This is a genomic window from Micromonospora sp. C31 (assembly GCF_018070575.1).
Classification (GTDB): domain Bacteria; phylum Actinomycetota; class Actinomycetes; order Mycobacteriales; family Micromonosporaceae; genus Micromonospora.
In genome coordinates this window covers 195,284-214,899 of sequence record NZ_JAGPXN010000006.1, presented here as the reverse complement: position 1 = coordinate 214,899, position 19,616 = coordinate 195,284, and the positions used below count along the sequence as shown (strand labels likewise).

The 19,616-nt window shown below is 73.0% G+C and carries 18 protein-coding genes and 2 pseudogenes; 14 read left to right on the top strand and 6 right to left on the bottom strand.

Annotated elements, in window-relative coordinates; all coding sequences use genetic code 11:
- Positions 1 to 8 precede the first annotated feature (8 nt).
- From KBX06_RS11090 to rny, 8 genes and pseudogenes are all read left to right on the top strand, one after another.
- Positions 9 to 1,424, top strand: coding sequence for an MFS transporter (locus KBX06_RS11090; RefSeq protein WP_210834378.1), 1,416 nt, complete (start codon positions 9 to 11; stop codon positions 1,422 to 1,424).
- A gap of 4 nt (positions 1,425 to 1,428) precedes the next feature.
- Positions 1,429 to 1,629 carry a DUF3046 domain-containing protein gene (locus KBX06_RS11085; protein WP_151453943.1) on the top strand — a complete coding sequence of 67 codons (201 nt, stop codon included), beginning with the start codon at positions 1,429 to 1,431 and terminating at the stop codon, positions 1,627 to 1,629.
- A 185-nt stretch (positions 1,630 to 1,814) separates the two neighbouring features.
- Positions 1,815 to 2,666: pseudogene (gene recA / locus KBX06_RS28345) on the top strand (recombinase RecA); the annotation flags it as partial.
- Positions 2,667 to 2,726: 60 nt separating this feature from the next.
- A pseudogene (locus KBX06_RS28340) lies at positions 2,727 to 3,281 on the top strand (LAGLIDADG endonuclease); the annotation flags it as partial.
- 171 nt (positions 3,282 to 3,452) lie between these two features.
- Positions 3,453 to 3,953 carry a hypothetical protein gene (locus KBX06_RS28335; protein WP_223884623.1) on the top strand — a complete coding sequence of 167 codons (501 nt, stop codon included), beginning with the start codon at positions 3,453 to 3,455 and terminating at the stop codon, positions 3,951 to 3,953.
- Between the two features lie 14 nt (positions 3,954 to 3,967).
- Entirely contained in the window at positions 3,968 to 4,663 is a 696-nt protein-coding gene (locus tag KBX06_RS11075; RefSeq protein WP_210834376.1) for a regulatory protein RecX, read from the top strand.
- A 64-nt stretch (positions 4,664 to 4,727) separates the two neighbouring features.
- Positions 4,728 to 5,441 (top strand): 3-keto-5-aminohexanoate cleavage protein, encoded by a 714-nt coding sequence (locus KBX06_RS11070; protein WP_210834375.1) that lies wholly within the window; start codon positions 4,728 to 4,730, stop codon positions 5,439 to 5,441.
- Between the two features lie 813 nt (positions 5,442 to 6,254).
- On the top strand, positions 6,255 to 8,021 hold the full coding sequence (rny, locus tag KBX06_RS11065; RefSeq protein WP_210834374.1) for a ribonuclease Y: 1,767 nt from the start codon (positions 6,255 to 6,257) through the stop codon (positions 8,019 to 8,021).
- A 115-nt stretch (positions 8,022 to 8,136) separates the two neighbouring features.
- Here rny and KBX06_RS11060 read toward each other — a convergent pair whose 3' ends face one another.
- The 4 genes from KBX06_RS11060 to KBX06_RS11045 are packed head-to-tail and all read right to left on the bottom strand — an operon-like array spanning position 8,137 to position 11,543.
- On the bottom strand, positions 8,137 to 9,105 hold the full coding sequence (locus KBX06_RS11060) for an amino acid ABC transporter permease (protein ID WP_210834373.1): 969 nt from the start codon (positions 9,103 to 9,105) through the stop codon (positions 8,137 to 8,139).
- Positions 9,102 to 9,809 carry an amino acid ABC transporter permease gene (locus tag KBX06_RS11055; protein WP_210834372.1) on the bottom strand — a complete coding sequence of 236 codons (708 nt, stop codon included), beginning with the start codon at positions 9,807 to 9,809 and terminating at the stop codon, positions 9,102 to 9,104. Before KBX06_RS11055 ends, KBX06_RS11060 begins: the two co-directional genes overlap by 4 nt.
- Positions 9,810 to 9,850: 41 nt before the next feature.
- Complete coding sequence (locus KBX06_RS11050) at positions 9,851 to 10,729, bottom strand: glutamate ABC transporter substrate-binding protein (protein WP_210834371.1); 879 nt, start codon at positions 10,727 to 10,729, stop codon at positions 9,851 to 9,853.
- Positions 10,730 to 10,787: 58 nt separating this feature from the next.
- The gene (locus KBX06_RS11045; protein WP_101414685.1) at positions 10,788 to 11,543 is read right to left on the bottom strand and encodes an amino acid ABC transporter ATP-binding protein; all 756 of its coding nucleotides are present in this window, start codon (positions 11,541 to 11,543) and stop codon (positions 10,788 to 10,790) included.
- Between the two features lie 190 nt (positions 11,544 to 11,733).
- Between KBX06_RS11045 and selD the strand changes: the two genes are divergently transcribed.
- Both selD and KBX06_RS11035 read left to right on the top strand, forming a co-directional pair.
- The gene (selD, locus tag KBX06_RS11040) at positions 11,734 to 12,723 is read left to right on the top strand and encodes a selenide, water dikinase SelD (protein WP_210834370.1); all 990 of its coding nucleotides are present in this window, start codon (positions 11,734 to 11,736) and stop codon (positions 12,721 to 12,723) included.
- 211 nt (positions 12,724 to 12,934) lie between these two features.
- Positions 12,935 to 13,414, top strand: a complete 480-nt coding sequence (locus tag KBX06_RS11035) for a hypothetical protein (protein WP_210834369.1) — start codon at positions 12,935 to 12,937, stop codon at positions 13,412 to 13,414.
- A gap of 124 nt (positions 13,415 to 13,538) precedes the next feature.
- On the opposite strand, the gene KBX06_RS11030 is transcribed toward KBX06_RS11035, so the two are convergent.
- Positions 13,539 to 13,769 (bottom strand): DUF2277 family protein, encoded by a 231-nt coding sequence (locus KBX06_RS11030; protein WP_151453952.1) that lies wholly within the window; start codon positions 13,767 to 13,769, stop codon positions 13,539 to 13,541.
- Positions 13,770 to 13,820: 51 nt separating this feature from the next.
- On the opposite strand from KBX06_RS11030, the gene miaB reads away from it, so the two are divergent.
- On the top strand, positions 13,821 to 15,332 hold the full coding sequence (gene miaB, locus KBX06_RS11025) for a tRNA (N6-isopentenyl adenosine(37)-C2)-methylthiotransferase MiaB (RefSeq protein ID WP_210834368.1): 1,512 nt from the start codon (positions 13,821 to 13,823) through the stop codon (positions 15,330 to 15,332).
- Positions 15,333 to 15,550: 218 nt separating this feature from the next.
- Here miaB and KBX06_RS11020 read toward each other — a convergent pair whose 3' ends face one another.
- Positions 15,551 to 16,759, bottom strand: a complete 1,209-nt coding sequence (locus tag KBX06_RS11020) for a DUF349 domain-containing protein (protein ID WP_210834367.1) — start codon at positions 16,757 to 16,759, stop codon at positions 15,551 to 15,553.
- Positions 16,760 to 17,024: 265 nt separating this feature from the next.
- Between KBX06_RS11020 and KBX06_RS11015 the strand changes: the two genes are divergently transcribed.
- From KBX06_RS11015 to dapF, 3 genes are read left to right on the top strand one after another with little or no spacing between them, the layout of a single operon-like run.
- Complete coding sequence (locus KBX06_RS11015) at positions 17,025 to 17,744, top strand: class III extradiol dioxygenase subunit B-like domain-containing protein (protein ID WP_210834366.1); 720 nt, start codon at positions 17,025 to 17,027, stop codon at positions 17,742 to 17,744.
- Positions 17,741 to 18,667 (top strand): tRNA (adenosine(37)-N6)-dimethylallyltransferase MiaA, encoded by a 927-nt coding sequence (miaA, locus tag KBX06_RS11010; protein ID WP_210834365.1) that lies wholly within the window; start codon positions 17,741 to 17,743, stop codon positions 18,665 to 18,667. The genes KBX06_RS11015 and miaA overlap by 4 nt, the downstream gene beginning before the upstream one ends.
- Positions 18,668 to 18,674: 7 nt before the next feature.
- Positions 18,675 to 19,523, top strand: a complete 849-nt coding sequence (gene dapF / locus KBX06_RS11005; protein WP_210834364.1) for a diaminopimelate epimerase — start codon at positions 18,675 to 18,677, stop codon at positions 19,521 to 19,523.
- The last annotated feature ends 93 nt before the right edge of the window (positions 19,524 to 19,616 follow it).

Below are 19,616 nucleotides of genomic sequence, written 5' to 3'. Positions count from 1 at the left end.
GCGCAAGGATGAGACGGCATCTCGCCCCTTACCTCGAAGGAGTCGCCGTGGGCACCGACCTCGCCGCGCCGCTCGCCGCGCCCGACGTCGCGCCCATCCAGCGGCGTACCCTGCGACTGCTCTTCGGCACCCAGATCATCGGCGGGATCGGGGTGACCATCGGCGTCGCCGTCGGGGCGCTGCTCGCCTCCGACGTCGCCGGTACCGCCGTCGCGGGCCTGGTCAGCAGCGCCGCCGTGGTCGGCGGGGCGTTGCTGGCCGTACCGGTCACCCGGATCATGACCCGCCACGGCCGGCGGCCGGGCCTGGTCGTGGCGTACCTGGCCGGCGCGGCCGGCGGCACGCTGGTGGTCGTCGCCGCGGCCACCCGCTGGGTTCCGCTGCTCTTCCTCGGCATGCTCCTGTTCGGCGGCGGCAGCGCGGCCAACCTCCAGGCCCGCTACACCGCCGTCGACCTGGCGGTCCCGGCGCGGCGGGGCCGCCAGCTCTCGTTGATCGTCTGGGCCACCACGATCGGCGCGGTCGCCGCGCCGAACTTCGCCTCGCTCGCCGACCGCACCACCAGCGGCTGGGGGCTGCCGCCGCTGGCCGGCCCGTTCGCCTTCAGCGCCGCCGCGCTGCTGCTGGCCGCCGGGGCGATCCTGGCGCTGCTGCGGCCGGACCCGCTGCTCACGGCGCGCCGGCTGGCGGCGGCCGCCGGCCCGGCCCCGGCCCCTCCCGTGGCGACCCCGGCGGCCGTCGGGGCCGCGCCGGGGTCTCCCGTGCCCACCCCGGCGACCCCCGTCGTCGCGCCGGCGCCGACCGCCCGGCGCGCTGCGGGCATGCGGGCCGCCTGGTCGGTGGTACGCACGCGGCCGGCCGCCCGGCTCGGCATCGTCGCGGTGGCGGTCGGCCACCTGGTCATGGTCGCGGTGATGGTGATGACCCCGGTACGCCTGCACGAGTGGCACGACGACGCCGACGTGCTGCGGGTGGTCGGTCTCGTGCTGAGCCTGCACATCGCCGGCATGTACGCCCTCGCCCCGGTGGCGGGCTGGCTCACCGACCGGGTCGGCCGCCGGGCGGTGATCCTCGGTGGCGTCGGGCTGCTGCTCGCGGCGTGCGCGGTCGCCGGCACCGCCGGGCACCACACGGCCCGGCTCTCGGTCGGGTTGTTCCTGCTCGGGCTGGGCTGGTCGGGCACCATGGTCGCGGGTTCGACGCTGCTGTCGGAGTCGGTGCCGGTGGGGATCCGGCCGAGCGTGCAGGGGCTCTCCGACCTGACCATGGGGCTGGCCGGCGCCGGTGCCGGGGCGGTCAGCGGGTTTGTCGTGGCGGCGGCCGGCTATCCGGTGCTCACCGGACTCGCGGCGGTCGCGGTGGTGCCCCTGGTGACGCTAGCGTTGCGGCCGGTGCCGGTGGGGGCGCCGGACGAGGAGGACTGATCACGTGCGGCTGACCGACTTCTGGACCCGGCTGGAGGAGGCGTTCGGGCCCGGCTACGCGGCCAGCATCGCCCGTGACCAGGTGCTCTCGCAGCTCGGCGGGCGGACCGTCGAGCAGGCCCTGGCGTCGGGTGAGCAGACCCACGTGGTGTGGCGCGCGGTCTGCGCCGCCTATCCCGACCGGGTGCCCGCGCGACTACGCTGAGCAGCCGTTTCGAGGCTTCCGCGTGTCGCTTGCCGACTCGTACACCTGTTCGGCTATTGTCCACAGCGGGGCGCTCGTCCACAGCTCACGGCCTCCTCGGCTGGTTTTCTGTCGGACCCAGCGCCTAGCGTGTCCGCGTGACGCGAAGCTCAGGAAAGACGCCGGCGAAGGCAGGGGTGGCAAACATGGCCGCAGGGCCCGACCGGGAGAAGGCACTCGACCTTGCTCTCGCTCAGATCGACAAGCAGTTCGGCAAGGGCTCGGTGATGCGGCTGGGAGAGCGGCCGGTCGTCCAGACCTCGGTGATCACGACGGGTTCGATCGCGCTCGACGTGGCGCTCGGCGTGGGCGGTCTGCCCCGGGGCCGGGTCGTCGAGATCTACGGTCCGGAGTCCAGCGGTAAGACCACGGTGGCCCTGCACGCGGTGGCCAACGCCCAGCGGGCCGGCGGCATCGCCGCCTTCGTCGACGCCGAGCACGCGCTCGACCCGGAATACGCCAAGGCCCTCGGCGTCGACACCGACGCTCTGCTGGTCTCCCAGCCGGACACCGGCGAGCAGGCGCTGGAGATCACGGACATGCTGGTCCGCTCCGGCGCGATCGACATCATCGTCATCGACTCGGTGGCCGCGCTGGTGCCGCGCGCCGAGATCGAGGGCGAGATGGGCGACAGCCACGTGGGTCTCCAGGCCCGGCTGATGAGCCAGGCGCTGCGGAAGATCACCGGTGTGCTCAACAACACCGGCACCACGGCGATCTTCATCAACCAGCTCCGCGAGAAGATCGGCGTCATGTTCGGCTGCATGTCGTACTCGACCAGGGTCACCCTGGCCGACGGCACGCAGGAGAAGATTGGCAAGATCGTCAATCAGCGGATGGACGTCGAGGTTCTCTCCTACGACCCGGAGACCGACCGGGTGGAGCCGAAGCGGATCGTCAACTGGTTCAACAACGGTCCCGCCGAGCAGTTCCTCCAGTTCACCGTCGCCAAGTCGGGTGGTAACGGGCGGGCGCGGTTCGCCGCCACGGCGAACCATCTGGTTCGTACTCCCGGCGGTTGGCGGGAGGCTGGTGAGCTGATCGCCGGGGACCGGGTGATGCTGGCCGAGCCGAGGCGGCTCAGCGAGCAGCAGTGGCAGGTGCTGCTCGGCTCACTGATGGGCGACGGAGCCCTTTCACCAAACAGCCATGACCGGTCCGGGGTGCGCTTCAGGTTGGGGCACGGAGCCGAGCAGGTCGACTATCTCGACTGGAAGGTCTCGCTGCTCGGCAACATCAGCCACTCCCGGCGCACCGACGCCCGTGGCGCGGCGTTCGTCGACTTCACGCCGCTGCCCGAGCTGGACGAGCTGCGTCGTGCGGTCTACCTGGGTGACGGCAAGAAGCACCTCAGCTGGGACTACCTCAAGGCGCTGACCCCGTTGGCCCTCGCGGTGTGGTACATGGACGACGGCTGCTTCACGCTCCGATCCAAGGGAGTGCAGGAGCGTACGGCGGGTGGCTCCGGGCGGATCGAGGTCTGCGTCGAGGCCATGGCCGAGGGCAGCCGGGTCCGCCTGGTGGAGCACCTGCGTGACGCGTACGGCATGGACCTCAAGCTGGTGGCCCGTGGCGCCCGGCAGACCGCCTCGATCGTCTTCACCACCGAGTCCTCGGCCCGGTTCCAGGAGTTGGTCGCGCCCTACGTGCCGGCGGTGATGGAGTCCAAGCTGCTGCCACGCTTCCAGGGTCGGTGCGCCGTGGAGCCGCAGTTCGTCCCCGCAGAGCTCATGCCGGTGCCGGCGCGGATCATCGACGTCCACGTCAAGCCGAAGACCCGCTCGATGAACCGGTTCGACATCGAGGTGGAGGGCAACCACAACTACTTCGTCGACGGGGTGATGGTGCACAACAGCCCCGAGACCACCACCGGTGGCCGGGCGCTGAAGTTCTACGCCTCGGTCCGGCTCGACGTGCGCCGCATCGAGAGCCTCAAGGACGGCACCGACGTGGTCGGCAACCGCACCCGGGTCAAGGTCGTGAAGAACAAGGTCGCCGCGCCGTTCAAGCAGGCCGAGTTCGACATCATGTACGGCAAGGGCATCTCCCGCGAGGGCTCGCTGATCGACGTCGGCGTCGAGCAGGCGATCATCCGCAAGTCCGGCGCGTGGTACACCTACGACGGCGACCAGCTGGGCCAGGGCAAGGAGAAGGCCCGCGAGTTCCTCCGGGAGAACCCGGACGTGGCCGCCGAGATCGAGAAGAAGATCCTGGAGAAGCTCGGCGTCGGGGTCGGCGCGGGTGACGCCGCCGGTGGCCCGGAGCTGCCGCCGGTCGACTTCTGACCGGTCCCTGACCCGTGGCAGGACGACGCGCCCGCACCGGGCGGGGCTGGGATGCCAGCCCCGCCCGCCCGGGCGACGACGACACGCCCCGGCCCCGTCGGGCCCGGCGCGGCCGAACCGGCGACACCGACCCCGAGGCGCCCCCGGCCCCACCGCGTGACGAGGCCGAGTTGGCGCGCGAGATCTGCCTGCGCCAACTCGCCGTCCGACCCCGCACCCGGGCCGAGCTGGCCGGGGCGCTGGCGAAGCGGGGCGTCTCCGACGAGGTCTCGGCGGAGGTGCTCGACCGCTACGACGAGGTCGGCATCATCGACGACGCCGCGTTCGCCCGCGCCTGGGTGGCCAGCCGGCACTCCGGCCGGGGCCTGGCCCGCCGGGCACTGGCCAACGAGCTGCGCCAGCGCGGGGTGGACGGCGAGGTCGCGAGCGAGGCGCTCGGCGAGCTGGACGAGGAGACCGAGGCCGAGACCGCCCGCGCCCTGGTCGAGCGGAAGCTGCGCACCGCCCGGGGCGAGCCGGACGCCGTCTTCCGGCGGCTGGTGGCCATGCTGGCCCGCAAGGGCTACCCGCCGGGCGTGGCGATCCGCGCCGTGAAGGACGCGCTCGCCGCGCAGAGTGCCGAGGCGGCCGAGTTCGCCGAGCAGATCGACGCCGACGCGCTCGCCGACGCCGAGGGCGAGCTGGACCGGGACAGTCGCCCTCTCGGCTGAGCGCCGGCGGTGGGCGTGTGGTGCCGGGCCCGCCGAGCCCGGCGGCGGCGGAGGGAAGGCTTCGATGCTGAAGGCGTGCCTCAACGGGGGCCGCACCCGTGCCGAGCACCCGGCGGTGCCGGTCACCCCGGCCGACCTGGCGGCCGACGCGGCCCGCTGCGCGGGGCTCGGTGCCGGCGCGGTGCACGTGCATTCCCGGGACGCCGCCGGCCGGGAGTCCCTGCATCCGTCGGTGGTGGCCGCCGCGCTGGACGCGATCCGGGCCGCCCGGCCGGGGCTGCCCGTCGGGGTGAGCACCGGGGCCTGGATCGAGCCGGAGCCGGCCGCCCGGGTGGCCGCCGTCCGGGCCTGGCGGGTGCTGCCCGACTTCGCCTCGGTCAACGCGCACGAGCCGGGCGCGGAGGCCGTGGCGGCGGCCCTGCACGAGCGGGGCATCCTGGTCGAGGCGGGGCTCTGGACGCTGGACGCGGTCGCGGCGTACGCGCGGTGGCGGGTGCCCGCCGGCCGGATCCTGATCGAGTGCATGGCCGAGGACCGGGCGGTGGCGCTGGCGGACGCCGCCGAGATGCTGGCGGCGCTGCCGCCCCCGACGGCGGGGGCCCCACCGGTGCTGCTGCACGCCGAGGGACCGGCGACCTGGTCGGTGCTGACCGAGGCGGTACGCCGGGGCCTGCACAGCCGCGTCGGGCTGGAGGACACGCTGTCGCTGCCCGACGGCTCGACCGCCCCCGACAACGCCACGCTGGTGGCGGCGGCGCTGGCGGCGGGCGCCCGCTGACCCACCCGACGCCGGCACCGGCCCCGCCAGCGCCCATGATCGGTTGATGGGGGACCGGCCCCGGACGCGGCGAACCGCCGGCTCGGCGACAAACGATCAGGGGAGTGGCGGTGCAGGCGTGCGGTCGGCCGGAGGTCCGGTGGGGTGCTGCGGCGCGGATGCGTGCGTCACAGTCGGTGGCGGATGCTCCGGCGGATGCCGGGTGCGGGTGTGCCCGGCTGAGCAGGGCCGACGTGCCGAGCGGCCCGATCCGCTGCCGTTTTGTCCGCCCGTGTCCGGGCGTGCGTCAGCGTTGCGTGACACGGCAACTTCGCTCCGTTCGGGGGGTTTGATCATGAGTTCTTGACCGGAGCACCCCGGGAGACCTAGCCTCGCCATACAGGCTCACTATGCCCGACCAAGCGCAGGCTAAGCGCACAACATAGATCGCGTAACGGAACAGCATCACTTTGACCGATCCGATCGGTCATCGGCGTCAGCTCGGACTGGCCGGTCCGCTGCAGGCGCGACAACTGCACCCGGCCGTCGGCGATGCTCCCGCGTGGGCACCGCCGACGGAAGCTACCCCACGGCCAGTCGCTCCGGTCGGGCGTCCACAGCCGCAGGGTGCGTGCCCACCGGCACGGTCGCTGCGGTCCCGACGTTCAGGGGAGGCGGCCATGGCGAGGCGGCGCAGTTGCACCGGGGTGCCGACATGAGCGGGCCGGTCGTCGGGCGGGGGCCCGCGCTCGTCGGGGCATCCCGCGCGCCGCGGACTCCCGGGCCGCCTCGCGGCGCTTCCGTCGGAGCCGTGTCACGGGACGGGGCGCCGGCATGAGCGGGTTCGACGTCGTGATCCTCGCCGTGGTGCTGGTCCTGACCGTGGTCGTGCTCGGGGCGGTGCTGCTCGGCGTACGGGCGCTGCGCCGGTTCAGTGCGGCGCCGGCGCCCGAGGATCCCGCCTTCATCGCCGAGAAGGACCGGCAGGAGCAGTCCCTCGCGGCCCTGCGCACCGCCGCCGACGAGGCCAACAGCACGATCGACGTGGCGAAGTCCGCCGCCGCGGCGGCGCGTACCGAGGCCGCCGCCGCGAAGGCCGAGGCGAAGTCGGCCCGGGCGGAGGCCCGCCGGATGCTCGACGACGCCCGGGCCGAGGCCGACACCGTACTGGAACGGGCCCACAAGCAGGCCGAGGCCGACGCGGAGCAGTTGCGGGCCACCGCCCGGCGCAGCGGCGAGCGGGAGGTCGCGGTGCTCGCCGCCACCACCCGGGAGCAGGCCGCCGAGGTGGAGCGGCGGGCGGCCCGGATGGACGAGCGTGAGCGGCTGCACACCGAGGAGGTGGAGCGCCTCGCCGAGCGGGAACGGCAGCTCACCGCCGCCAGCGCGGCCCTGTCGGCCCGCGAGGCCGCGCTCGCCCAGCGCGAGGCCGAGCTCGCCGAGGCGGAGGAGCAGCGGCGCCGCGAGCTGGAGCGGATCGCCGGCCTGACCGCCGACGCGGCCCGCGCCGAGCTGATCGAGGCCATCGAGGTCCAGGCCAAGCGGGAGGCCGCGCTGCTGGTGCGCGACATCGAGTCCGACGCGCGCGGCACCGCCGAGCAGCGCGCCCGGCACATCGTCGTCGACGCCATCCAGCGGGTCGCCAGCGAGCAGACCGCGGAGAGCGTGGTCAGCGTCCTGCACCTGCCCGGCGACGAGATGAAGGGCCGGATCATCGGCCGGGAGGGCCGCAACATCCGCGCCTTCGAGTCGGTCACCGGCGTCAACCTGATCATCGACGACACCCCCGAGGCGGTGCTGCTCTCCTGCTTCGACCCGGTGCGCCGGGAGGTCGGGCGGCTGACGCTGGAGAAGCTGATCCTGGACGGGCGGATCCACCCGCACCGCATCGAGGAGGTCTACGACCTGGCCCGCCACGAGGTGGACCAGCTCTGTCAGCGGGCCGCCGAGGACGCCCTGGTCGAGGTCGGGATCACCGAGATCCACCCGGAGCTCGTCACCCTGCTCGGCCGGCTGCGCTACCGGACGTCGTACGGGCAGAACGTGCTCAAGCACCTGGTGGAGACCGCGCACATCGCCGGCATCATGGCCGCCGAGCTGCGGCTGGACGTGCCCATCATCAAGCGCTCGGCGTTCCTGCACGACATCGGCAAGGCGCTCACCCACGAGGTGGAGGGCAGCCACGCCATCATCGGCGCCGACCTGGCCCGCAAGTACGGCGAGATCGAGGACGTCGTCCACGCCATCGAGGCGCACCACAACGAGGTGCCGCCGCAGACCATCGAGGCCGTCCTCACCCAGGCGTCCGACGCCTGCTCGGGCGGGCGGCCGGGGGCCCGGCGGGAGAGCCTGGAGGCGTACGTCAAGCGGCTGGAGCGCATCGAGGAGATCGCGGCCGGCAAGCTCGGCGTGGAGAAGGTCTTCGCCATGCAGGCCGGCCGGGAGATCCGGGTGATGGTCAAGCCGGACGACGTGGACGACATCGGCGCGGCCGTGCTGGCGCGGGACGTGGCCAAGCAGATCGAGGAGGAGCTGACCTACCCGGGGCAGATCCGGGTGACCGTGGTCCGCGAGTCCCGGGTCACCGAGATCGCCCGCTGACGGGGCTGTCCGTCGGACGTCGGCGGGGCCCACCGGGATGCGACCCGGCCCTCAGCCGTGGCAGAGCGAAGGGCCGGCCCGAGTCGTCGGGCCGGCCCTTCCGCGTACGTCGGAATCAGATGCCCTGACCGGTGCTCTCCGACTGCGACATCAGCGCCGCCGGGGGCGGGTCCTGGGCCGGGGTGCCGGCGGTCTTGCGGCCCCGGGAGAGCCGGCGCTGCACGTACTGGGCCAGCTTCGACAGCGCGTAGTTCACCACGATGAACATCACCGCGATCACCACGTAGACCTGGATCGGGTTGTCCAGTACGCCGATGATCTGCTTGCCGATGTTCAGGGTCTCCTCGTAGCTGATGATGAAGCCCAGCGAGGTGTCCTTGAGCACCACGACGAGCTGGCTGATCAGCGCCGGCAGCATGATCCGGAACGCCTGCGGCAGCAGGATCATCCGGGTGGTCTGCAACGGGGAGAGCCCGATCGCGGCAGCCGCCTCGGCCTGCCCGCCGGGCAGGCCCTCCATGCCGGAGCGGAGGATCTCGGCGATCACCACGGAGTTGTAGATGGTGAGGCCGATGACCAGGTACCACAGCGTGTCGAACGAGACGCCGAACTCGGGGAAGCCGCGGGCCACGAAGAAGATCGTGATGACCACGGGCAGGCCCCGGAAGACCTCGACGCAGACCCGGGTGACCGCCGACAGCAGCGTGCTCAGCCCGCGCAGCAGGTACGACAGCGGCGTGGCGAGCCCGGTGAAGCGGCGCCGGGTCAGGCTCTTGAGCTGGATCCGCAGTACCGCGAGCAGGGTGCCGACCACCAGCGAGGAGACGATCGCCAGCGCGGCGGCGGTGAGGGTGTTCTGGAAGCCGGTGCCGATGCGGTCCCACACCAGCGAGAAGTTCTCGTTGGAGGGGTCTACCAGCGGCCCCCACAGCTCCATCGAGAACTGGCCCTTGTCGTTCAGCGGCCGGTAGATCAGGAAGTACGCGCCGACCAGCAGCAGCACCGTCGCGACCGCGCTGCCGATCAGCGTGAGTCGGCGCTGCCGGGGGCCGGGGACGTCGTAGAGGACGCTCTGCTGGCTCATCGGGCCACCGCCTGCCGCTTCTCGATCCGGTCGAGGAGCGCACCGAGGGGGACGGTCATGATCAGGTATCCGATCGAGATGCCGATGGCGACGGGGACGAAGGCGTAGCCCTCGGCCGAGGTGAGCTGGTCGGCGGTCTGCGAGAGGTCGCCGACGACGCCGAAGAAGCCGACCAGCGCCGAGTTCTTGATCATCGCGATGATCACCGAGCCGAGCGGCACGATCGAGGCCTTCCAGGACTGCGGCAGCACCACGTACCGCAGGTTCTGGCCGAAGGTGAGGCCCAGCGACCGGGCGGCCTCCGCCTGGCCGGCGGGCACGGCGTTCACCCCGGAGCGCAGCGCCTCGCAGACGAACGCGGCGGTGTAGAGCACCAGCGCGACCAGCGCGAAGCGGAAGTACGGCAGATCCGTGCCGAGCCGGCTGAACAACGAGTCGAGCACCGGGATGCGCAGGAAGTCGGCGTTGGAGCCGAGCGCCGGCAGGCCGAACGCGGCGAAGAACATCACCACGGTCAGCGGCATGTTGCGGAAGACGTTGACGTAGCCGGTGCCGACCGCCCGCAGCGGCGGCACCGGGGAGATCCGCAGCACCGCCAGGACGGCGCCCAGGATCAGGGCGCCGACCGCGGCGAGTACGCAGATCTGGAGGGTGAGCCAGAAACCACCCGCGAAGACGTCGAACTTGTCGATGAGCACACTCACGGGCCGGTCTTCCTCCCCACCCTCCAGATCAACGGATCAGATCAGTAGCGGTTGACGGTCGGCGCGGAACCCAGCTCGGCACCGAACTTGCCGGCGGTGTCGTCCCAGGCCTTCTTCCAGCTGCCGTCGGCGTACGCCTTCTCCAGCGTGTCGTTGATGAAGGTGCGGAAGTCGGTGTCCTCCTTCTTCACCCCGATGCCGTACGGCTCCTTGGTGAAGTTCTCGCCGGCCAGCTTGAACGACGCCTCGTCCTTGGCGATGTAGCCGAGCAGGATCACGTTGTCCGTGGTGACGGCGTCGACCTGCCCGCCCTTGAGGGCGTCGCGGCACTTGTCGTAGGTGTCGAAGAGCACCAGCTGGGTGGCGACGTCCTTGACGTACTTCTTGATCTCCTCGGCCGGCGTGGAGCCGGTGACCGAGCAGACCTTCTTGGTGCCGTCCTTGAACGAGTCCGGCCCGGTGATGGAGGTGTCGTCCTTCTTCACCATGATGTTCTGGCCGGCCTCGTAGTAGGGCCCGGCGAACGCGATGCGCTCCTTGCGCTTGTCGTTGATCGTGTAGGTGGCGGCGACCAGGTCGACGGTGCCGTTCACGATCACGTCCTCGCGGACCTTCGAGGGAGCCTCGATCCACTCGATCTTGTCCTCGGGGATGCCGAGCTCCTTGACGATGATCTTGGCGACCTCGACGTCGAAGCCCTCCGGCTTGCCGGAGAGGCCCTTCTGGCCGAAGCCGGGCTGGTCGAACTTCGTGCCGATCTTGATGGCCTGGGCCTTGTTGAGGCGCTCCATCGTGCTGCCGGCGGCGAAGGACTTGCTGCCGGCGCCGGTGCCCTCGTCGGCGTCGTCGCCACCGCAGGCGGTCATGCCGAGCGCCAGGGTGGCGGCCGCGGCGAGCGCCGCTACGCGCGTGATACGCATGTTGATCTCCTTCTTCGACGGAACCCGCCGGGGGACGGCGCGCTCCAGGTACGGACGCCTAGTGCGTGAGGATCTTGGAGAGGAAGTCCCGGGCCCGCTCGCTGCGCGGGTTGGCGAAGAACTCGGCCGGCGGTGCGTCCTCGACCAGCTGGCCGTCGGCCATGAAGATGACGCGGTTCGCCGCGTGCCGGGCGAAGCCCATCTCGTGGGTCACCACGACCATGGTCATGCCCTCGCTGGCCAGCGAGGTCATCACGTCCAGCACCTCGCCGACCATCTCCGGGTCCAGCGCGCTGGTCGGCTCGTCGAAGAGCATCGCCTTGGGCTGCATGGCCAGCGCCCGGGCGATCGCCACCCGCTGCTGCTGGCCGCCGGAGAGCTGGGCCGGGAACTTGTCGGCCTGGTTGGCGATGCCCACCCGGTCGAGCAGGGCCAGGCCGCGCTCGCGCGCCGCCGCCGGCTTCTCCTTGCGGACCTTGACCGGCCCGAGCGTGACGTTCTCGAGGATCGTCTTGTGCGCGAACAGGTTGAACGACTGGAACACCATGCCGACCTCGCTGCGCAGCTTCGCCAGCGCCTTGCCCTCGGCCGGCAGCGGCTGCCCGTCGAAGGTGATCGTGCCGGAGCTGATCGGTTCGAGGCGGTTGATGGCGCGGCAGAGCGTCGACTTGCCGGAGCCCGACGGGCCGATCACGACGACCACCTCGCCGCGCCCGACCGACAGTGAGACGTCGTCCAGCACGTGCAGCGGCCCGAACCACTTGTTGACCGAGTCCAGCACGATGAGCGGTTCGCCCGTCGTCACGTCGTTCACCGTCCCTGTCGTCGCGCGGGGTCGGGTGACCCCCGGTTGCGCAACTGTAGGCGGGGGGATGTGGCGGTACGCAACCTGGTTGGTCACGGAGCGATAACACCAGTTCGGATCGGGGTCAAGAGTCCGGTTCCGACCGCGTCCGAGCGCTGTCTCCGTGGCGGCGGCGAGGCGGCCCGGAGATCATGTGGGGATGACGGAACCGGTACGGCTGACCCGGTACGCCCGGGGTGGCGGCTGCGCGTGCAAGATTCCTCCCGGGGAGCTGGAGGCCATGGTGGCCGGGCTCGGCCCGGCCACCGGCACCGCCGAGCTGCTCGTCGGGCTCGACCACGGCGACGACGCCGCGGTGGTCCGGCTCGACGAGCGCACCGGCCTGGTCACCACCGCCGACTTCTTCACCCCCGTCGTCGACGACGCGTACGACTGGGGGCGCATCGCCGCGACCAACGCCCTCTCCGACGTGTACGCCATGGGCGGCACCCCCCTGGTGGCCCTGAACCTGCTCTGCTGGCCGCGCGACGTGCTGCCGCTGGAGCTGGCCCGGGAGGTGCTGCGCGGCGGGCAGGACGTGGCCCGCGACGCCGGCTGCCACCTCGCCGGCGGGCACAGCGTCGACGACGAGGGCCCCAAGTACGGGCTGGCCGTCACCGGGGTGGTCCGGCCCGAGGAACTGATCACCCTGGACGCGGGCCGGGCCGGCCTGCCGCTGTCGCTGACCAAGCCGCTCGGCGTGGGGGTACTCAACACCCGGCACAAGGCCACCGGCGAGCGCTTCCCCGAGGCGGTCGCCGCGATGACGACCCTGAACCGGGACGCGGCGCGGGCCGCCGTGGCGGCCGGCATCCGCTGCGGCACCGACGTGACCGGCTTCGGCCTGCTCGGGCACGCGTCCAAGCTGGCGCGGGCGAGCCGGCTGACGGTGGCGATCGACGCGGCCCGGGTGCCCTACCTGGCCGGTGCCCGGGAGGCCGTCCGCGACGGGCACGTCAGCGGCGGCAGCCGGCGCAACCTGGAGTGGGTCACCCCGTGGACCGACTTCGGCCGGCTGGCCGAGGACGAACGGCTGCTGCTGGCCGACGCGCAGACCTCGGGTGGCCTGCTGGTCGCCGGCGAGTTGCCGGGTGCCCCCGTGGTCGGCGAGCTGCTGCCGCCCGGCGAGCACCGCGTGATCGTGCGCTGAGGGCAGCCTCCCGGCGTGTGGCGTCCGGATCGGGCCACCGTACCCGATAAACTGTCACCTTTCCGCTACTTGGAGCAATGGCGCTCGGGGAAATTTTGCCCGGAATGGTCACAGACCGGTAACTTGCCCCTGGCTGAAGTCATTTGCCCCCCACCATCGTCAGTAAGGCCCGATCCGGAGGCCGGTGGGACGAGCACAGCGAGGAGGCGGCATGACCGAGCTGTGGAACTGGAGAATCGACCAGGTACGGCCGGTGGAGGTCTACCCGGCACTGGCCGAGGCGCTCGGCCGGGTGGTGATGCCCCTGGCGGCGGCGGACCCCGCCCGCCTGCCGACGTACGCGGTGATCTGCGACGTCTGGCAGGCGCCGGGGGAGTACGCCACGATCGTGGACTGCTACGGGGTGCCCGAGCGGCTCTCCGAGCACGGCAGCGTCGCCACGCTGGCGCGGCTGCTGGACCGCAACTGCCTGCTGCGCGACGACACGCTCGACGCCGGGCGGCACCTGCTCGTCGCGCCCGACGGCACGATCCGGCCGGTGCACTTCGACGTCCGGGAGACCGACGACGGTGAGCTGCTCACCAACCAGCGTCTGTGCACCGAGGCGGACACCCGCTGTCGCGGCTGGTCGCAGTGCCACCGCTCGCGCTGGGCGCCGGATTCGGTGCTCCCGGCGCTCGCCGCCGCCTGACCCGCGCACCCGCTGCCGCCCCCGTGCCGGTACGGCGGAGGGAGCCCGGTAGCCGGCGCGGCGGAGGCAGCCCGGGAGCCGGGCCGGCGGGGGCGAGCCCCCCCGTCCCGGCCCGGCGGCGGGATCAGCTCGCCGGGCTAGTGGAGCGGCCGCCGCGTACCTCCAGCTCGGCGAGCAGGGTCGCGGTGGCCGCGGCGACGGCGGCGACCGCCGCGTCGAAGGCCGCGGCGTTGTGGGCGGCGGGCTTGCGGAAACCCGAGATCTTGCGGACGTACTGCAACGCCGCCGCGTCGACGTCGCCCGGGGTCACCTCGGCGACGTACGGCTCACGAAGGGTCTTGATGCTCCGGCACACGGCTCCTCCTCGTTAGTTCCGGTCGGTGGGCCCGGATACGCTGTCCGGGTCATGACTACCGCAGCGGCGAGCAGCCCGCGCACCTATCAGGTGCGCACCTACGGCTGCCAGATGAACGTGCACGACTCCGAGCGCATTTCCGGCCTGCTGGAGGGCGCGGGCTACGTGCGCGCCGCCGAGGCCGCCGACAATCCGGACGTGGTGGTGTTCAACACCTGCGCCGTCCGGGAGAACGCCGACAACCGGCTCTACGGCAACCTCGGTCACCTGCGCCCCGTGAAGGCCCGGCACCCGGAGATGCAGATCGCGGTGGGCGGCTGCCTGGCCCAGAAGGACCGGGGCGAGATCGTCCGTAAGGCGCCCTGGGTCGACGTGGTGTTCGGCACGCACAACATCGGGTCGCTGCCGGTGCTGCTGGAGCGGGCCCGGCACAACGCGGCGGCCGAGGTGGAGATCCTCGAGTCCCTCGAGGTCTTCCCCTCGACGCTGCCCACCCGGCGTGAGTCCACGTACGCCGGTTGGGTGTCGATCTCCGTCGGCTGCAACAACACCTGCACGTTCTGCATCGTGCCCTCCCTGCGCGGCAAGGAGAAGGACCGCCGCCCCGGCGACATCCTCTCCGAGGTCCGCGCCCTGGTCGACGAGGGCGTGCTGGAGGTGACCCTGCTCGGGCAGAACGTCAACTCCTACGGCGTGGAGTTCGGCGACCGGCTCGCCTTCGGCAAGCTGCTGCGCGCCTGCGGCGACATCGACGGGCTGGAGCGGGTCCGGTTCACCAGCCCGCACCCGAAGGACTTCACCGACGACGTGATCGCCGCGATGGCCGAGACGCCCAACGTCTGCCACTCGTTGCACATGCCGCTCCAGTCCGGCTCCGACGACGTGCTGCGGGCCATGCGCCGCTCCTACCGGGCCGATCGCTACCTGGGCATCATCGAAAAGGTCCGGGCGGCGATGCCGGACGCGGCGATCACCACCGACATCATCGTCGGGTTCCCCGGCGAGACCGACGCCGACTTCGAGCGCACCCTCGACGTGGTCCGCGAGGCCCGCTTCTCCTCCGCGTTCACCTTCCAGTACTCGAAGCGCCCCGGCACGCCGGCCGCCACGATGGACGGCCAACTGCCCAAGCAGGTCGTGCAGGAACGCTACGAGCGGTTGATCGCCTGCGTGGAGGAGATCACCTGGGCGGAGAACAAGAAGCTCGTGGGGGAGACCGTCGAAGTGCTGGTCGCCGTCGGCGAGGGGCGCAAGGACGAGCGCACCGGCCGGATGTCCGGCCGGGCCCGCGACGGCCGCCTGGTGCACTTCGCCACCGGCGCGAACGGTCGACACGGCGACGCGGGGATCCGTCCCGGCGACGTCGTGCAGACCACCGTCACCTACGCCGCCCCGCACCACCTCAACGCCGACGGTGAGCCGCTGTCGCACCGGCGTACCCGCGCGGGCGACGCGGCCGAGGCGGGGCGCGCCCCGCGTACGCCGGGAGTGCTGCTCGGGCTGCCCACGATCGGTGCGCCGGCCGCGGCGCCCGCGCCGACGACCGGCTGCGCCGCGCACTGAGACGCGACCGGGCGGGGCCTGCGCGCGCAGGCCCCGCCCGGTGTGCCGGGAGCGTCAGACGGAGATCCTGCCCGCGCCGGCGGTCACGATGGACTTCACGCTGCTCCGGACGGGCGGAAGCCCCGGTCCGCGGTGGACCGGGGCTTCCGTGGCAACTCGGTGCGCGCCCGCCGGGCGCTCCGGCGCGATGCCGGCGATCGCCAGCCTGGGCGGCCGGCTCAGCCGGCCTGCTCGGCGAGCTGGAGGAACTGCCGCTTCGACGCCAGCGCCTGCTCGGCCTCCTTGACCCGCCGGGCGTCCCCGGCCGCCTGGGCCCGGGCCAGCCGTTCCTCGGCCTCGGCGACCTGCGCCCGCATCTGGGCGAGCAGGGGGTTGTCCTCCTTGGTGGTGCGCCGCCACGCGGAGTCCATCACCTCGCGGACCTTCTCGTCGACCGTACGCAGCCGGCGCTCCAGCCCGGCCGCCGCCTCGCGGGGGACCCGGCCGGCCTCGTGCCACTGGGCCTGGATCTCCCGCAGCTTGGCCTGCGCGCCCTTCGGGTCGCCGTCGACGTCCAGCGCCTCGGCCTCGGCGAGCAGCGCCTGCTTGCGCTCCAGGTTGCCCCGCTGCTCGTTGTCGCGGGCGGAGAAGACCTCACTGCGCCGGGTGAAGAACTCGTCCTGCGCGCCCCGGAACCGTTCCCAGAGCTTCTGCTCCGCCTCCTTGGAGGCCCGGGGAGCGGCCTTCCACTGGTTCATCAGTTCCTTGAGCTGGTTGGCGGTGGCCGCCCACTCGGTGGAGTCCTTGAGCTTCTCGGCCTCGGCGACCAGCTCCTCCTTGACCGTCTGCGCCTGCTTGCGCTGCGCGTCGAGGGAGGCGAAGTGGGCCCCCCGACGGCGGGTGAAGCCGTCGCGCGCGGCGGCGAAGCGCTTCCACAGCTCGCCGTCGGTCTTCTTGTCGACCCCGCGGATGGTCTTCCACTCGTCGAGGATCTCCTTGAGCCGGTCCCCGGCGGTCTTCCAGCCGGTCGACTCGGCGGCGAGCTTCTCCGCCTCCTCCACCAGGGCCTGCTTGCGGGCGAGCGCCTCGCCGCGGGCGGCCTCCCGGGCGGCCTTGGCCTCGCCGGCCTTCTCCTCGGCGACCGTGGCGAGCCGGTCCAGCCGGGCGGCCAGCGCGTCGATGTCGCCGACGACGTGCGCCTCGGCCAGCGACGCGCGGATCCGCCGGACGGTGGTCAGTGAATGGCCGGCGTCGGCGGCACCCGAGTTGAGCCGGGCCTCCGTCAGGTTGACCTCGGTCACCAGGTCGTCGAAGCGGCGGGCGAAGTGGGCCAGCCCCTCCTCGGGCGCTCCCGCCTGCCAGGATCCGACCACCCGCTCGCCGTCGGCGGTCTTGACGTACACGGTGCCGTCCGCGTCCACCCGTCCGAAGGCAGTCCAGTCGCTCATGTGCCCATCCTCGTTCTCCCGGCGTCGGGGAGGAGTCCCGCGATCGCCGCCACGGCGCAGCAAAGTTTCCCCCGGCATTGTCACAGGTGCGACCCCGTTCCCGTCGAGCGCCTATCGCCGACCGTGACCATACGGTGTCCTAGCGCCCTCGCAGGGGCTCCCTGGGGGGAGTGTCGCAATCCGCCGTGCGGCTTATCCGACGTGCCGGGCGTTCCCGGGGCGGGTGCCGGGCAACCGGGCGCCGTCGTGCCGATACCGTTGCCTGGTGCCCCTGGTCGCCGCCGCCGTCTGCCCCCATCCGCCGCTGATCGTCCCCGAGCTGGCGGGTGCCGCCGCGCCCGAGCTGGACGCGCTCCGCGCCGCCTGCGACGCCGCCGTCGCCGGGCTGCTCGCCGCCAGGCCCGAGGTGGTCGTCCTGGTCGGCGGCGGGCCGGAGACGACTCTCTTCAACGCGGCCGACCACGGCTCGCTGCGGCAGTACGGCCTCGACCGGCAGGTGCGGCTGTGGAAGGTGAACTGCGCCGGCGGCGAGCGGCTGCCGCTGAGCCTGACCGTCGGCGCGTGGCTGCTCGGGCGCTCCCGCACCGAACTGCCCCGGCTGGCCCGTTCCGTCGCGGCCGACGCCTCCCCGGCGGAGTGCGCCGAGCTGGGGGCGGCGCTCGGCGCGGCGCCGGAGCCGCGTACCGCCCTGCTGGTGACGGGGGACGGGTCGGCCTGCCGGGGACCGAAGTCGCCCGGCTACGACGACCCGCGCGCCGAGGCGTACGACGACGGGGTCGCCCGGGCCCTGGCCGACGCGGACACCGGGGCCCTGCTCGACCTGGACCCCGTCCGGTCGGCGGAGCTGCGGGTCGCCGGCCGCGCGCCCTGGCAGGTGCTGGCCGGCGCGGTTCGTGCGGCGGGCGGTGACTGGCGCGGCGAGCTGCGCCACCACTCGGCGCCCTACGGCGTCGCCTACTTCGTCGCCTCGTGGGCGCCCGCGTGACCGCCCGCCCGCCGGTCGGGACGGTGGTCGCCGTGGTCGGACCGACGGCGGCCGGCAAGTCGGCGCTGAGCATCGCCCTCGCGCACGCCCTCGACGGCGAGGTGGTCAACGCCGACTCGATGCAGCTCTACCAGGGCATGGACGTCGGCACCGCCAAGCTCACCCCGGCCGAGCGCGACGGGGTGCCGCACCACCTGCTGGACATCTGGGACGTCACCGAGCCGGCGAGCGTCGCGGCGTACCAGCGGCTGGCCCGCGCGGCGGTCGACGACATCCTGACCCGGGGCCGGGTTCCGCTGCTGGTCGGCGGCTCCGGCCTCTACGTGCGGGCGGTGCTGGAGCGCTTCGAGTTCCCCGGCACCGACCCGGCGGTGCGCGAGCGGCTGGAACGCGAACTCGCCGAGGCCGGCCCCGCCCCCCTGCACGCCCGGCTGCGCGAGGCCGACCCGGCCGCCGCGACGGGGATCCTGCCCGGCAACGGGCGGCGGATCGTGCGGGCCCTGGAGGTCATCGAGCTGACCGGGGCGCCGTTCGCCGCCGCGCTGCCCGAACCGACCCCGTACTACCCGTCGGTGCAGCTCGGGGTCGACCTGGACACCGCGCTGCTCGACGAGCGGATCGCCCTGCGGGTGGACCGGATGTGGGCCGACGGGCTGGTCGCCGAGACCCGGGAGCTCGTCGGGCGGGGCCTGCCCGAGGGGCGTACGGCCAGCCGCGCGCTCGGCTACCAGCAGGTACTGCGCTTCCTCGCCGGGGAGCTGACGGAGGCCGAGGCACACGACGAGACCGTCCGGGCCACCCGGCGCTTCGTCCGGCGGCAGCGGTCCTGGTTCCGCCGCGACCCGCGGATCCACTGGCTGGACTCCGCCGCGGCGGACCTGGTCCCGGCCGCCCTGCGCCTGCTGCCGGCCGTTGCGAGATGATGGGGGCGTGCAGTTCACCAAGGGCCACGGCACCGGCAACGACTTCGTCATCCTCCCCGATCCGGACGATCGGCTCGACCTGACACCGGGGCTGGTCGCGGCCCTCTGCGACCGGCGGCGCGGGCTCGGCGGCGACGGCGTGCTGCGGGTGGTCCGGGCGGCCGCGCACCCGGAGGGCGCCGGGATGTCCGGCGAGGCCGGGTGGTTCATGGACTACTGGAACGCCGACGGGTCGTTCGCGGAGATGTGCGGCAACGGCGCCCGGGTCTTCGTCCGCTACCTGCTCGCCACGGGGCTGGCCGAGCCGGCGGACGGGGCGCTGCCGGTGGCCACCCGGGCCGGCGTCGTACGCGCGCTGGTCACGGCCGACGCCATCGCCGTCGAGATGCGCCGCCCCCGGCTGTACGACACCGCGACCGCCACCCTCGGCGGGCTGACCCTGCCCGGTACGGCGGTCGACGTGGGCAACCCGCACCTGGTCTGCGCGCTGCCGGCCGGGCTGGAACTGACCGCGCTCGACCTCACCCGCGCCCCCGACGTCGACCCGGCGGTCTTCCCGGCCGGGGTGAACGTGGAGTTCACGGCCCCCGGCGAGCCCGTCGACGACACCGACGGCCACGTGCTCATGCGCGTGTACGAGCGTGGCTCCGCCGAGACGCTCTCCTGCGGTACGGGCGCCTGCGCGGTGGCCGCGGTGGCCCTGCGCGACGCCGGCCGGGACACCGGCGTGCTGGCGGTGGACGTCCCGGGCGGTCGCCTCTCGGTCACGGTGACGGAGGGCTCCTGCTGGCTGGCCGGCCCGGCCACCCTGGTGGCCACCGGCACCCTCGACCCCGCCACCCTGACGACCCCCTGACCCGCCCAGCCCCGCCCGCCCCGGCCTCCTGTGCGGTGCGCCCTGGACGTCGGCAGTTGAGCTGCTCGGGCGGCGGCGTGTCGACTCGCTGAA

Bases quoted from the DNA above. Each gene is read 5' to 3' on its own strand.
- rny (WP_210834374.1), top strand. From the start codon at position 6,255: ATGAGCGGGTTCGACGTCGTGATCCTCGCCGTGGTGCTGGTCCTGACC.
- KBX06_RS11035 (WP_210834369.1), top strand. From the start codon at position 12,935: ATGACCGAGCTGTGGAACTGGAGAATCGACCAGGTACGGCCGGTGGAG.
- KBX06_RS11060 (WP_210834373.1), bottom strand. From the start codon at position 9,105: ATGAGCCAGCAGAGCGTCCTCTACGACGTCCCCGGCCCCCGGCAGCGC.
- KBX06_RS11090 (WP_210834378.1), top strand. From the start codon at position 9: ATGAGACGGCATCTCGCCCCTTACCTCGAAGGAGTCGCCGTGGGCACC.
- KBX06_RS11020 (WP_210834367.1), bottom strand. From the start codon at position 16,759: ATGAGCGACTGGACTGCCTTCGGACGGGTGGACGCGGACGGCACCGTG.
- KBX06_RS11070 (WP_210834375.1), top strand. From the start codon at position 4,728: ATGCTGAAGGCGTGCCTCAACGGGGGCCGCACCCGTGCCGAGCACCCG.
- selD (WP_210834370.1), top strand. From the start codon at position 11,734: ATGACGGAACCGGTACGGCTGACCCGGTACGCCCGGGGTGGCGGCTGC.
- KBX06_RS11050 (WP_210834371.1), bottom strand. From the start codon at position 10,729: ATGCGTATCACGCGCGTAGCGGCGCTCGCCGCGGCCGCCACCCTGGCG.
- KBX06_RS28335 (WP_223884623.1), top strand. From the start codon at position 3,453: ATGAACCGGTTCGACATCGAGGTGGAGGGCAACCACAACTACTTCGTC.
- miaB (WP_210834368.1), top strand. From the start codon at position 13,821: ATGACTACCGCAGCGGCGAGCAGCCCGCGCACCTATCAGGTGCGCACC.